This window comes from Paracoccus panacisoli (assembly GCF_042435015.1).
In the GTDB taxonomy this organism is placed as follows: Bacteria; Pseudomonadota; Alphaproteobacteria; order Rhodobacterales; family Rhodobacteraceae; genus Paracoccus; species Paracoccus panacisoli.
In genome coordinates this window covers 50326-62875 of record NZ_JBHMQU010000059.1, presented here as the reverse complement: position 1 = coordinate 62875, position 12550 = coordinate 50326, and the positions used below count along the sequence as shown (strand labels likewise).

Genomic DNA, 12550 nt, shown 5'->3' with positions numbered 1-12550 from the left:
GCGGACCTACAGCCCCAGCGCGCGGTAGCTCGCGGCGATGCGCGAGATCGCCACCATGTAGCCTGCGGTCCGCAGGTCCGGCACCTTGTCGTTGCTTTCAAGCACCGCGACCATGTTCTGCAGCGCCCCCCGCATCGTGTCGTCGAGCCCCGAGCGCACCAGCTCAAGCTCGTCGGCCCCGCGCAGGTATTTCTGCTTGAACCCCTCGGAAAGGGTCCAGCCCAGCCCCTCGTCCGCCGACAGCCGCTCGAGCTCTTCGACGAGGATGCGGTGGCGGGCCTCCTCCTGCCGGCGCTCCATCCGGCCGAAGCTGATGTGGCCGAGGTTCTTGACCCACTCGAAATAGCTGACCGTGACGCCGCCCGCGTTGGCGTAGAGGTCGGGGACGATGACCACGCCGCGGGCACGCAGGATCGCGTCGGCCTCGGCGGTGATCGGGCCGTTCGCGGCCTCGACGATGAGGGGGGCGCGGATGCCCTCGGCGTTGCCGCGGTGGATCGCGCCTTCGAGCGCCGCGGGGATCAGGATGTCGCAGTCAAGCTCCAGCGCCTTGGCCGAGTCGGGCTCGAAGGTCGCGCCGGGGAAGTCGCGGACCCCGCCGGTCGATTTCATGTGCGCCTGCAGCTCGAGGATGTTGAGCCCCGCGGGGTTCATCACCGCGCCGTCGCGCTCGGCCACCGCGACGATCCGCGCCCCGTCCTCGGTGGACAGGAACTGCGCCGCGTGGAAGCCCACGTTGCCCAGGCCCTGCACCACGATCCGCTTGCCGTCGAGCGTGCCCGACAGCCCCGCGCGCGTCAGGACCGAGGGGGTGCGGAACACCTCGCGCAGCGCGTATTGCACGCCGCGCCCGGTCGCCTCGATCCGCCCGGCAATGCCGCCGAAGCTGATCGGCTTGCCGGTGACGCAGGCGCGCGCATCGATGTCCTCGGGGTGCAGCCGCTTGTAGGCGTCGGCCATCCACGCCATCTCGCGCTCGCCGGTGCCCATGTCGGGGGCGGGGACGTTCTGCGCGGGCGAGATCAGCCGCCGCCGGCTCAGCTCATAGGTGAAGCGGCGGGTGATCTTTTCCAGCTCGTCCTCGTCCCAGGCGCGCGGGTCGATGGTCAGCCCGCCCTTCGAGCCGCCGAACGGCAGCTCTACCAGCGCGCATTTGTAGCTCATCAGCGCGGCCAGCGCCTCGACCTCGTCCTGATCCACGTTGAGCGCATAGCGGATGCCGCCCTTGACCGGCTCCTGATGCTCAGAGTGGACGGCGCGGTAGCCGGTGAAGGTGTGGATCTCGCCCCGCAGCCGGACGCCGAAGCGGACGACATAGGTCGAGTTGCAGACCCGGATCTTCTCCTCGAGCCCCGGGGGCAGGTCCATGAGCTGGGCGGCCTCGGTGAACATCCGGTCCACCGAATCGCGGAACGAGGCGGCGGGCGGGGCGGTGAGGACGGCGCTCATGAAGGATCCCTTGGTGATGGCGCCCGTCAGGCTGTCCGGGGCGCGCAGGTGGCGAATGGACGTTACGTTAGCTGCCGGATTCCGCTTGTAAACCCGGCGCTCTGCCCGATTTTCGGGCGGCGCCGGGCAAAGCGCCGCCGCCGTCGCCGTTCCGGCCGAAGCGGGGGTCAGGCCGCGGTGGACTTGGCCGGGCGGCCGGCGACATAGGTCTCGACCACCGCCCGGTCGTCGCCCAGCGTCTGCAGCAGGAACAGCTCGTCCTCGAGCCCCCGCAGCCGCTCGGCCCTCAGCCGCATGGCCGGCGTCGCGCGGGCGTCGAGCACCACCAGATCGGCGTCCGAGCCCTCGGCCAGCGTCCCGATCCGGTCCGCCATCCCCAGCGCCAGCGCGTTTCCGCGCGTCGCCCAGTGGAACGCCGCCAGCGGGTTCAGCCGCGCCCCGCGGAGCTGGCTGACCTTGTAGGCCTCGTCCAGCGTCCTGAGCATCGACCACGAGGTGCCGCCGCCGATGTCGGTCGCTACCCCGGTCACGATCCCCGCCGCCCGCAGGCCGGTGCGGTCGAAGAGCCCCGAGCCGAGGAACAGGTTCGAGGTCGGGCAATGGATCGCCCGCGTGCCGGTTTCGGCCATCCGCGCGATCTCGCGCGGGGTCAGGTGGATGGCGTGGCCCATCAGGCTGCGCGACCCCAGAAGCCCGAAGCGGTCGTAGATGTCGAGGTAGTCGCGCGCCTCGGGGTAGAGGCTCAGCGTATAGTCGATCTCGGCCCGGTTCTCGCTCAGATGGGTCTGGATCGGCAGCTCGGGAAACTCGGCCGCCAGCGCGCCCGCCGCGGCGAGTTGTTCGGGGGTCGAGGTGATCGCGAAGCGCGGCGTGATCGCATAGGTCAGCCGCCCGCGCCCGGCCCAGCGGGTGATCAGCGCCCGGCTGTCGTCATACGAGGCTTGCGCCGTGTCATGGACCGCCGGCGCGGCGTTGCGGTCCATCATCACCTTGCCGCCCAGCATCGCCATGCCCCGCGCCTCGGCGGCCGCGAACAGCGCGTCGATCGACCCCGGATGGACCGAGCCGAAGGCGCAGGCCGTGGTCGTCCCGTGCGCCAGCAGCAGGTCGAGGAAAGCCACGGCCATCCGCGCCGCATGGGCGGGGTCGGCAAAGGCCGCCTCGGCGGGGAAGGTGTGGTCGTTCAGCCAGTCGAGCAGGGCTGCGGCGTAGCTCGCCACCACCTGTCCTTGCGGGAAGTGGATATGCGGGTCGATGAAGCCGGGCAGGATCAGGTGCGGGCGGTGATCGATCTCGCGCGCCTGCGGATGGGCGCGGGCCAGCGCCGCCCCGTCGCCCACAGCGGCGATGCGCCCGTCGCGGACCAGCACCGCGCCGTCCTCAAGGTAGAGGTGGGCGTCGGCCACCTCCTCGGGGTCGGCGTGGAAGCCGAGCACCCGGCCGCGGATCAGCGTGTCGCTCATGCGGGCACGCGCGCGTGGGTCATGAGCGCGGCCATGATCTCGGCCGCGGCAAAAGCCGCGATCACCTCGGGGCGCTTGTCGCGGGGGGCGTGGGCGGCGATGGGACAGGTCAGCCGCCCCGCCTCCACCCCGGCCCGCGCTGCATGGCGCAGGAAGGCCGCGCGTTTCGAGGCGCTGCCGATCATGCCCACATAGCCCGCATCCCCGCGCGCGAGCGCCTCGACCGCGATCAGGAAATCCAGTGCGTGATCGTGGGTGACGATGACGAAGGCGGCGCCGGGGGCCGCGCGGCGCACCTCGGCCTCGGGCAGAGCGGTCAGGGTCTGGGGGACGCAGCCGGCCTGCGCGAGTTCCTCGGCCCGGCTGTCGATCAGCCGCACCCGGACGGGCAGGGGGGTCAAGGCGCGTGCGAGCGCCCGCCCGACGTGGCCCGCGCCGAAGACCAGCACCTCGGGCCCAGGGGGCGGCACCGTCGCGGGCGCGCGGTCGAGGCTCAGCGCCACCCGCCCGCCGCAGCACTGGCCGATCTCGGGGCCGAGCGGCACGTCCATCGCGGCCGCGCGCTCGCCCTTCGCCAGCATCGCCCGCGCCCGGTCCATCGCCATGTATTCCAGCGCCCCGCCGCCGATCGACCCGGTGACGGCATCGGCGGTCACGATCATCTCGGCCCCGACCTCGCGCGGGGCCGAGCCGCGCACGCCCGCCACGCGCACGCGGATCGCGTCGTTCCGGCCCGCCTCCCCCGCGGCACCGGTCCCCCTGCGCGCCCCGCTGCTCATGCCGCGCCCCTGAGCCGCGCCACGGCCATCAGCACCCGCTCGGGCGTCGCCGGGGCATCCAGCCGCGGCGCCACGCGGTAGCCCGCGACCGAGGCGACCGCATGGCCAATGGCCTCGAACACCGAGATCCCCAGCATGAACGGCGGCTCGCCCACCGCCTTGGACCGGCGCACGGTCGGCTCGCGGTTCTCGGACCAGTCCGCCAGCGCCACGTTGAAGACCTTGGGCCGGTCCGAGGCGAGCGGGATCTTGTAGGTCGAGGGCGCGTGCGTCCTGAGCCGCCCGGTGTCGTCCCAGACCAGCTCCTCGCTCGTCAGCCAGCCGGTGCCCTGCACGAAGGCGCCCTCGACCTGGCCCACGTCGATCGCCGGGTTGATCGAGCGGCCCACGTCATGCAGCACGTCGGCGCGTTCGATCACGTATTCCCCGGTCAGCGTGTCCACCGCGACCTCGGCGCAGGCCGCGCCATACGCGTAGTAATAGAACGGCCGCCCGCGCCCGGCCTTGCGGTCCCAATGGATCTTCGGCGTCGCATAGAACCCCGTCGCCGACAGCGGCACGCGGGCGAGATAGGCCATCTGCGCCAGCTCGGCGAAGGGCGTCCGCTCGTCCCCGGCGATGACCTCGCCCCCCTCGAACCGCACCGCCTCGGGCGCGACACCCTTGGCGCGGCCCAGGAACTCGGCCAGCCGCCGCTTGATCTTGCCGGCCGCGTCCAGCGCCGCCATGCCGTTGAGGTCGGTCCCCGAGGACGCCGCCGTGGCCGAGGTGTTCGGCACCTTCTCGGTCGTCGTCTTCGTCACCCGCACCAGCGCCAGATCGACGCCGAACGCCTCGGCCACGACCTGCGCCACCTTGGTGTGCAGCCCCTGGCCCATCTCGGTCCCGCCGTGATTGAGCTGGATCGAGCCGTCCGCATAGAGGTGCACCAGCGCCCCCGCCTGGTTGAAATGCGTGGCGGTGAAGCTGATCCCGAACTTCACCGGCGTCAGCGCGATGCCGCGCCGGATCGGGCTGCCGGCGGCCTCGGCGCGGGCATTGAAGTCCAGCACCCCCTGCCGGCGGGCGTCATAGTCGCAGGACGCCTCGAGCTCGGCGAAGATGCGCGGCAGGATCTGGTCCTCGACCTCCTGGTGATAGGGGGTCAGGTCGCCGTTCCGGTAGAGGTTCACCTTGCGCACGGCGAGCGTGTCCTGCCCGGTGGCATAGGCGATGTCCTCGATGATCCGCTCGGCGACGATCACCCCCTGCGGGCCGCCGAAGCCGCGGAAGGCGGTGTTCGATACCGTGTTGGTGCGCAGGGGATGCGAGGTCAGCCGCGCCGCCGGGTAGCGATAGGCGTTGTCGGCGTGAAACAGCGCCCGGTCGGTCACCGCCTGCGACAGGTCCGCCGAGAACCCGCAGCGCGCGTACCAGTCGCCCTCGACGCCAAGGATGCGGCCCGCGTCGTCGAAGCCCACGCGGTAGTCGACGACGAAGTCGTGGCGCTTGCCGGTGGCGATCATGTCCTCGTCGCGGTCGGGGCGCAGCTTGACCGCCCGCCCCCAGCGCCGCGCGGCGATGGCGGCGATGCAGCAGAACAGGTTCATCTGCGTTTCCTTGCCGCCGAACCCGCCGCCCATCCGTCGCACGTTGACGACCACCGCGTGGGCCGCGACGTCCAGCGCGTGCGCCACCATGTGCTGCACCTCGGTCGGGTGCTGGGTCGAGGTGAACACGGTCATCTCGTCGCCCTCGCCGGGGATCGCGAGCGCGATCTGCCCCTCGAGGTAGAAATGGTCCTGCCCGCCGATCACGAACCGCCCCTCGGCGTGGCGCGGCGCGGCGGCCAGCGCCGCCTCGGCCTCGCCGATCCTGAGCGTCATCCCCTCGACCGCGAGTGCGCCGCCAGCGGCCAGCGCCTGCACCGGGTCGAGGACGAAGGGCGCGTCGTCATAGTCGATCTCGGCCAGCGTCGCGGCCCGGCGCGCGGCCTCGCGCGTCTCGGCGATCACCGCGAAGACCGGCTGGCCGTGGAACATCACCCGGCCCTCGGCGAGGATCGGGTCGTCGCCGCGGCCGATCGGGCTCACGTCGTTGCGCCCCGGGATGTCGGCGGCGGTCAGCACCCCCACCACCCCCGGCGCGGCCCGCACCGCGTCGAGGTCCATGCGCCGGATCGTCCCGTGCGCCACGGTGGCGAGGCCCAAGGCCGCATGCAGCGCGCCCTCGGGGATCGGCAGGTCGTCGGTATAGTCGGCCCGCCCGGTGACGTGCAGCGTGGCGGATTCGTGCGGCACGTCGCGGCTGGCCGCGACCTCGGCATAAGGGGTGCGCTGGTCCATCATCCTGCCTCCGCCACCGCGCGCTCGAGCCGCACCGGAACCGCGATCCCCGCCTGCTCGAGCCAGAACCGCCGGAAGAAATTGGCCGCCACCGCCTGCCGATAGGCGACCGAGGCGCGGAAATCGCTGAGCGGGGTGAAATCGCCCGCCACCGCCGCGGCCGCCGCCTCGAAGCTTTCGGCGGCGAAGGGCGCGCCGGTCAGCGCCGCCTCGGCCGCCCGCGCCCGCTTGGGGATGCCCGCCATGCCGCCGAAGGCGACCCGGGCGCCGGTGATCCGTCCGCCCGCGACGGTGAGGCGGAAGCCCGCCGCCACCGCCGAAATGTCCGCCGCCACCCGCTTCGACAGCTTGTAGGCGGCGATGATCGCATCCCCCTTGCGCGGGATGATGATGGTTTCCAGAAACTCGCCCGGCCGGCGGTCCTGACGCCCGTAGTCGATGAAGTAATCCTCGAGCGCCATCTCGCGCCGCGCGTCGCCGTGGCGCAGCACGATCCGCGCGCCGAGCGCGATCAGCAGCGGCGGCATCTCGCCGATGGGCGAGCCGTTGGCGATGTTGCCGCCGACGGTGCCCGCGTTGCGGATCTGCCAGCCGCCGATCCGCAGGAGGTAATCCTCGACCTCGGGGAAATGCGCCCGCACCACCGGGGCGAACTCGGAATAGGTCACGCCCGCGCCGATGCGCAGGTCGGCGTCGGTTTCCTCGATCCCCTTCATCAGATGGCCGATGAAGATGCCGGGCTCGATCGGGCGCATGAGCTTCGTCACCCACAGCCCCACGTCGGTCGCGCCCGAGACGAGCGTCGCCTCGGGGTGGGCGGCAAGTTCGGCCGCCAGCGCGTCGGTGTCGGCGGGCACCACCGCGCGGGCCTCGCCGCGCTGGACCTCGGCCCCCGGCGGGATCGCCGCCAGCCGCGCCGCGACCTCGGCGCGCTCGACCGCCAGCGCGTCCTGCAACTGGCCCCCCGCGCGGCCCGCCGCCTGCGCCGCCCGCACGATCGGCGCGTAGCCCGTGCAGCGGCAGAGGTTGCCTTGCAGCGCAGTCTCGATCTCGACCACCGAAGGGTCGGGGTTGGTCATCCACAGCCCGTAAAGCGCCATCACGAAGCCCGGGGTGCAGAACCCGCACTGGCTGCCGTGATGTTCGACCATCGCCGCCTGCACCGGATGCAGGCCGCCGTCCGCGCCCTTCAGGTGCTCGACGGTGACGATGTGGCAGCGGTGGCACGCGGCGAGGAAGCGGATGCAGGCGTTGACCGGCTCATAGACCAGCCCGCCCTCGGTCAGCCGCCCGACCAGCACCGTGCAGGCGCCGCAGTCGCCCTCGGCGCAGCCCTCCTTGGTGCCGGTGAGCCGCCGCCCGAGCCGCACGAAGTCGAGAAGCGTGTCACCCGGGGCCGCCTCGGTCAGGCTGATCTCGGTGTCGTTGAGAAGAAAGCGGATCGGGTCGCCCATGATCGGTCCATGCTGCTGCCGCGGCCATTCTGGGGCAAGCCCGCCCTTGCAGAAACCCCGTCCGTGCGTGAACAGTTTACGCCCCGGCGAAAGAAAGGCCCCCATGTCCTACCTCGAGAGCCTGCGCGTGTTCGTCCGCGTGGTCGAGCGCGGCTCGATCACCGCGGGCGGGCGCGACATGCGGCTGTCGCCGGCGGCGTCCTCGGCCCGCATCCGCGACCTCGAGGAACGCTTCGGGGTGCGGCTGCTGAACCGCACCACGCGCACCCTGACCCCGACCGAGATCGGCCGCGTGCTCTACGACAACGCCCGCCGGGTGCTCGCGACGCTCGACGAGGCCGAGGCCGCGGTCGCCACCGCCTCGGGCACCCCGCAGGGCATCGTGCGGGTGGTGGCGCCGCTGGTGGCGGGGCGGCGGCTGGTCGCGCCGCTGGTGCCGCGCTTCGTGGCCGAGAACCCCGAGGTGCAGGTCCGCCTGCGCCTCTCGGACCGCGCCGTGAACATGGTCGAAGAGGGGATCGACGTCGCCTTCTACCTCGGCCACCCCGAGGAATCCGCCCTGATCCGCCGCAAGATCGGCCCCTGCCCGCGGGTGCTGGTGGCCGCCCCCGCCTATCTCGCCGCCCGCGGCACGCCCACGGCGCCCGAGGATCTCAAGGCCCACACCTGCCTCTTGCTGCGCTTTCCGCGCTCGCCCGAGTACTATTGGGTGCTCGACACCCCGGCGGGGCCGGTGAAGCTGATGGTGGCGGGCGGGTTCGACACCGACGACGGCTCGGTGCTGACCGACTGGGCGCTGGCCGGGGCGGGCATCGCCAACCGACCGCGCTACGAGGTGGCGGACGACCTCGCCGCCGGGCGGCTGGTCGAGCTGCTGCCCGAGACCCCGCCGCTGCCGGTCGAGTTCGGGGTGCTGACCCCGCACCGCGAGTTCCTCGACCCCAAGGTGCGGCTCTTCGTGGATTTCGCCGTGAAGGCGCTGAAGGGGGCGGTGGCCTGACCGCCGCGGCGCCTGGCCCGTGGCGCGGTGACGCAGCGGGCAACGGGCGCGCTTGATCGGTGACGGCGGCGTGCTAACGCTGGTCCCGCGGCGCCGCCCGGCGCGTTCTTAAAAGGTACCCTCGCACATGGCGAACATCGACATCCGCATGGCCGCGGACATGAGCAACCTCGGCATCTCCTACGGAGCGCTGACCTCGTACGGCAGCACCCACATCACCATCACCGCCGGGCAGGTCGTGACCCGCTACGGCGGGCATTTCACCTTCGACGCCTATGGCGTCTACGGCCAGCTGACCAGCGTGACGCAGACGGTCGGCGGCGCGATCTCCTATACCGCGACGGGGCTGAACCTCGACGCCTACCGCTTCGTCCAGATGATGGACCAGGGCGACATCGAGGGGATCCTGCGCGACGTGCTGCGCGGCGCCGACCGGATCTCGGGCAGCGGCGGGAACGACACGCTGATAGGGCTGACCGGGGCGGACACGCTGCTGGGCAACGGCGGCGACGACCTGCTGATCGGCGGCGCCGGCGTCGACCGGATGGAGGGCGGCGCCGGCAACGACCGCTACATCGTGGACGACAGCCGCGACGTGGTGATCGAGGCACCGGGCGCCGGCACCGACCACGTCTTCGCCGCCACCGGCTATCGCCTCGGCGACGGGATCGAGCGGCTGAGCCTGACCGGCGCGGCCGCCTGGGGCGTCGGCAACGCGCTCGACAACGTGCTGACCGGCACGGACGGCGCCAACGTGCTGAACGGCGGGCTCGGGCGCGACCGGCTGGTCGGGCTGGGCGGCAACGACAGCTATGTGGTCACGCAAGGGGACACGGTGGTGGAACTCGCCGGCGGCGGCACCGACAGCGTGCGCAGCACGGTCAGCTGGACGCTCGGCGCGCATCTCGAGAACCTGACGCTCGAGGGGACCGCGAACCTTGCCGGGACCGGCAATTCGGGCGCCAACCGGCTGGCCGGGAACGGCGGCGCCAACCGGCTCGACGGGCTTGCGGGCAACGACACGCTCTGGGGCAACGGCGGCAACGACACGCTGGCGGGCGGGGCGGGCGACGACCGGCTGACCGGCGGGGCCGGGGCCGACCGCTTCGTCTTCACCGGCGGGCGCGACGTGGTGCTGGATTTTCAGCACGGGGTCGATCGCGTGGCGCTCGACGCCGACGCGCTGGGCTTGGCCAGCCGCGCCGAGGTGCTCGCCGCCTGCCGCGTGTGGGGCAACGGCATCATGGTGGACGGGGCCGGCGCGAACGACCTGATCGTGACCGGGGTCACGCTGGACGAGTTCCGCGACAGCTTCTTTCTGATCTGAGCGGAGGGCCGCGGGCGGGGCTGGACGCACGGCGCGTCGGCCCCCGGTCCGGCGCGCGCCGGGCCGAGGCCCAGCCGCGCGCCCGGCGCCTCACCCCCGCCCGGCGCTGTCGATCCAGGCGCGGATCACGGCACGCTCGGCGGGCTCCATGAAGCTTACGTTGGCGGGCGGCATGGCGTCGGTCAGCCCGGCCTGCGTCAGGATGTCCCGCGCCGTCCGGGCGATCTGGGCATCGGTCTCGAGCACGATGCGCCGCGGCGCGGTGGCGATGCCGGGCCAGCCGGGCGTCTCGGCGTGGCACATCGAGCAGCGGCCCAGCACGATGTTGCGCACGTCGTCGAAATGCGGGTCATCGATCAGCCGCGCCTGCGCGGTGGTCAGCCGCTCTTCGTCCGGCAGCCGCTGGGTGCCGAGCGTCGAGAGCCACACGGCCGCCGCGAACAGCAGCGCCGTCACCCCCCAGGTCCACCACGGCCACGGCTTGCGGGCGTGCTTGGTGTTGAAGAAATGCCGGATGGTGACGCCCATCAGGAACACCAGCGCCGCGATCAGCCAGTTGTAGCGGCTCGCAAATGCCAGCGGGTAGTGGTTCGAGAGCATCAGGAACACGACCGGCAGCGTCAGGTAGTTGTTGTGGGTCGAGCGCAGCTTGGCGATCTTGCCGTATTTCGGGTCCGGCCGCCGCCCCGCCTTGAGGTCGCGCACGACGATGCGCTGGTTCGGCATGATGACCATCGCCACGTTCGCGGTCATGATCGTCGCGGTGAAGGCGCCGAGGTGCAGCAGCGCGGCCCGCCCGGTGAACACCTGATCATAGCCCCAGGCCATCGCCACCAGCAGCACGAACAGCAGCAGCATGAGCGTGGTCGGGTTCTCGCCCAGCCGGCTCTTGCAGAGCGTGTCATAGATCACCCAGCCCACGACCAGCGAGCCGGCCGAGATCGCGATCGCCTGCCAGCGCGCCAGCTCCATCTTGGCGGGGTCGATGAGGAACAGCTCGCTCTGCGCCCAGTAGAGCACGGCGAGCATGGCGAGGCCGGTCAGCCAGGTGGCATAGCTCTCCCACTTGAACCAGGTCAGGTGCTCGGGCATCCGCGCCGGCGCCACGAGGTACTTGGTGATGTGGTAGAAACCGCCGCCGTGGACCTGCCACTCCTCGCCGTGGGCGCCCTCGGGCAGGCCGGGCGCCTTCTGCAGCCCCAGGTCCAGCGCGATGAAGTAGAAGGACGAGCCGATCCAGGCGATGGCGGTGACGACGTGCAGCCAGCGGATCGCCAGCGCCGCCCAGTCGTGCAGGATGATCGGGTCCATGCGTCAGCTGCCCCGGTAGGTCGAGAAGCCGTAGGGCGAGACGAGCAGCGGGACGTGGTAGTGGTCGTCCTCGGCCATCCCGAAGCGGATCGGCACCTCGTCGAGAAACCGCGGCCCGGCCGCCTGATGCCCCTGCGCGTCCAGCCAGTCGCCGACGTGGAACACCAGCTCGTAGCGGCCGGTGCGGAAGGTGGCCTCGGGCAGGATCGGGCCGTCGGTGCGCCCTTCGGCGTTGGTCACGACCTCGGCCAGTTGCCGCCGCTCACCGTCGAGCGCGTAGAGCGTGATGCGCATCCCCGCCGCCGGGCGTCCGCCGGCGGTGTCGAGCACGTGGGTGGTCAGAAAACCGGGCATGAGCCCCCCGTTCAAGCATGGTATCTGGTCCGGTGATACCGCAGGATGGCGGGCAGACAATATTGCGAAACGACATTCAGCCTCTCGTTTCGGCGAAGAATGAACAAGGACCGCGCATGACGCCCCCCGACCGCACACTCCGCGCCGCCCCGCTGACTTCCGCCGCCTTCGCCCCCTGGGGCGAGGCGCTCGAGACCGCGGGCGCGCCCGACCGGATCATCAACGAGGGGCACTGCGGCCGCTGGCACGACCGCGCCCGGCTGGACGCCGAGCCGGTCGGGCTGTCGCTCTTCCGCTCGGGCGCGGTGACGCTCCCCTATGCCTTCCGTCTGGTCGAGCGCCACCCGCTCGGCTCGCAGGCGTTCCTGCCGATGACCGAGCACCCGTTCCTGGTCATCGTGGCCCCCGACGAGGGCGGGGTGCCCGGCCGCCCGCAGGCGTTCCTGACCGCGCCGGGGCAGGGGATCAACCTCAGGCGCGGGGCATGGCACGGGGTGCTGACGCCGCTGGCCGAGCCGGGGCTGTTTGCGGTGGTGGACCGCTGCGGCGACGGCCCGAACCTCGAGGAATACCGCTACGACGCCGACTGGACGGTGGTGGCGGGATAGGGGGGTAGCGCCACCCCCGGGGCGACTTTTTGGCTGTCCGCCTCCTGCGCCTAGCATGAGCTCATGTGCCCCCCCGGGGGGGTGCCGCCGCGGGTCCTTACCGGGGCGACGATGAACCGGTCGGACGCATTGAGCGGGGCGCGCGTCACCATCGACAACCGACGCCAGCGTCTCGGGCAGTTGCCGGTTGCGGGGCTTGCTCTGCCGTCCCCCGGCGCGATCTACCCGCTTCAAGCCGCCCGCCCCCAGCCTGCCCTCGATGAACGCCGTTACGGACGCCGACTGAACTGGAGGGGCGAGATGGGGGGCGCTGGGTTGCGCAAGAGTGCGCCACTGGTCATCCCCCTCATCCCTAGGCACCCCCCCGCCCCTTGCCCCGCCGTCCACCCGGGCTTACCTCCCTCTCCACCCCGCCCGCCCCCAGCCGGACCACCGCCATGCGCCGCCCTTCCCGTCCCGTCTCGCGCGGCCCCGTCGGCCC

At 72.1% G+C, this 12550-nt stretch carries 10 protein-coding genes; 3 read left to right on the top strand and 7 right to left on the bottom strand.

Features of this window, described 5'->3' with window-relative positions; translation table 11 throughout:
* Positions 1-6 precede the first annotated feature (6 nt).
* From ACFHYO_RS12265 to xdhA, 5 genes are all read right to left on the bottom strand, one after another.
* The gene (locus tag ACFHYO_RS12265) at positions 7-1449 is read right to left on the bottom strand and encodes a Glu/Leu/Phe/Val family dehydrogenase (protein ID WP_036702294.1); all 1443 of its coding nucleotides are present in this window, start codon (positions 1447-1449) and stop codon (positions 7-9) included.
* A 167-nt stretch (positions 1450-1616) separates the two neighbouring features.
* A complete protein-coding gene (gene guaD, locus ACFHYO_RS12260; RefSeq protein ID WP_394320727.1) occupies positions 1617-2912 on the bottom strand; it encodes a guanine deaminase in 1296 nt (431 codons plus the stop codon).
* Positions 2909-3691, bottom strand: coding sequence for a xanthine dehydrogenase accessory protein XdhC (xdhC, locus tag ACFHYO_RS12255; protein WP_394320725.1), 783 nt, complete (start codon positions 3689-3691; stop codon positions 2909-2911). Before xdhC ends, guaD begins: the two co-directional genes overlap by 4 nt.
* On the bottom strand, positions 3688-6015 hold the full coding sequence (xdhB, locus tag ACFHYO_RS12250) for a xanthine dehydrogenase molybdopterin binding subunit (RefSeq protein WP_394320723.1): 2328 nt from the start codon (positions 6013-6015) through the stop codon (positions 3688-3690). Before xdhB ends, xdhC begins: the two co-directional genes overlap by 4 nt.
* Positions 6015-7469: a xanthine dehydrogenase small subunit gene (gene xdhA, locus ACFHYO_RS12245; protein ID WP_394320721.1), complete on the bottom strand. Its 1455-nt coding sequence runs from the start codon at positions 7467-7469 to the stop codon at positions 6015-6017. Before xdhA ends, xdhB begins: the two co-directional genes overlap by 1 nt.
* Before the next feature lie 103 nt (positions 7470-7572).
* Here xdhA and ACFHYO_RS12240 point away from each other — a divergent pair, with 103 nt between their 5' ends.
* Together ACFHYO_RS12240 and ACFHYO_RS12235 are read left to right on the top strand one after the other, a co-directional pair.
* On the top strand, positions 7573-8469 hold the full coding sequence (locus ACFHYO_RS12240) for a LysR family transcriptional regulator (protein ID WP_394320719.1): 897 nt from the start codon (positions 7573-7575) through the stop codon (positions 8467-8469).
* Positions 8470-8596: 127 nt separating this feature from the next.
* Positions 8597-9796 carry a calcium-binding protein gene (locus ACFHYO_RS12235; protein WP_394320717.1) on the top strand — a complete coding sequence of 400 codons (1200 nt, stop codon included), beginning with the start codon at positions 8597-8599 and terminating at the stop codon, positions 9794-9796.
* A gap of 90 nt (positions 9797-9886) precedes the next feature.
* Here the strand turns inward: ACFHYO_RS12235 and ACFHYO_RS12230 are convergent, their stop codons facing one another.
* Together ACFHYO_RS12230 and uraH are read right to left on the bottom strand one after the other, a co-directional pair.
* Positions 9887-11107 carry a urate hydroxylase PuuD gene (locus tag ACFHYO_RS12230; RefSeq protein WP_036705684.1) on the bottom strand — a complete coding sequence of 407 codons (1221 nt, stop codon included), beginning with the start codon at positions 11105-11107 and terminating at the stop codon, positions 9887-9889.
* Between the two features lie 3 nt (positions 11108-11110).
* The gene (uraH, locus tag ACFHYO_RS12225) at positions 11111-11461 is read right to left on the bottom strand and encodes a hydroxyisourate hydrolase (protein WP_394320715.1); all 351 of its coding nucleotides are present in this window, start codon (positions 11459-11461) and stop codon (positions 11111-11113) included.
* 116 nt (positions 11462-11577) lie between these two features.
* On the opposite strand from uraH, the gene ACFHYO_RS12220 reads away from it, so the two are divergent.
* Entirely contained in the window at positions 11578-12069 is a 492-nt protein-coding gene (locus ACFHYO_RS12220; RefSeq protein ID WP_394320713.1) for an ureidoglycolate lyase, read from the top strand.
* Positions 12070-12550: the final 481 nt, after the last annotated feature.

Bases quoted from the DNA above. Each gene is read 5' to 3' on its own strand.
- xdhB (WP_394320723.1), bottom strand. From the start codon at position 6,015: ATGGACCAGCGCACCCCTTATGCCGAGGTCGCGGCCAGCCGCGACGTG.
- ACFHYO_RS12230 (WP_036705684.1), bottom strand. From the start codon at position 11,107: ATGGACCCGATCATCCTGCACGACTGGGCGGCGCTGGCGATCCGCTGG.
- xdhA (WP_394320721.1), bottom strand. From the start codon at position 7,469: ATGGGCGACCCGATCCGCTTTCTTCTCAACGACACCGAGATCAGCCTG.
- ACFHYO_RS12235 (WP_394320717.1), top strand. From the start codon at position 8,597: ATGGCGAACATCGACATCCGCATGGCCGCGGACATGAGCAACCTCGGC.
- ACFHYO_RS12240 (WP_394320719.1), top strand. From the start codon at position 7,573: ATGTCCTACCTCGAGAGCCTGCGCGTGTTCGTCCGCGTGGTCGAGCGC.
- guaD (WP_394320727.1), bottom strand. From the start codon at position 2,912: ATGAGCGACACGCTGATCCGCGGCCGGGTGCTCGGCTTCCACGCCGAC.
- ACFHYO_RS12265 (WP_036702294.1), bottom strand. From the start codon at position 1,449: ATGAGCGCCGTCCTCACCGCCCCGCCCGCCGCCTCGTTCCGCGATTCG.
- ACFHYO_RS12220 (WP_394320713.1), top strand. From the start codon at position 11,578: ATGACGCCCCCCGACCGCACACTCCGCGCCGCCCCGCTGACTTCCGCC.
- xdhC (WP_394320725.1), bottom strand. From the start codon at position 3,691: ATGAGCAGCGGGGCGCGCAGGGGGACCGGTGCCGCGGGGGAGGCGGGC.
- uraH (WP_394320715.1), bottom strand. From the start codon at position 11,461: ATGCCCGGTTTTCTGACCACCCACGTGCTCGACACCGCCGGCGGACGC.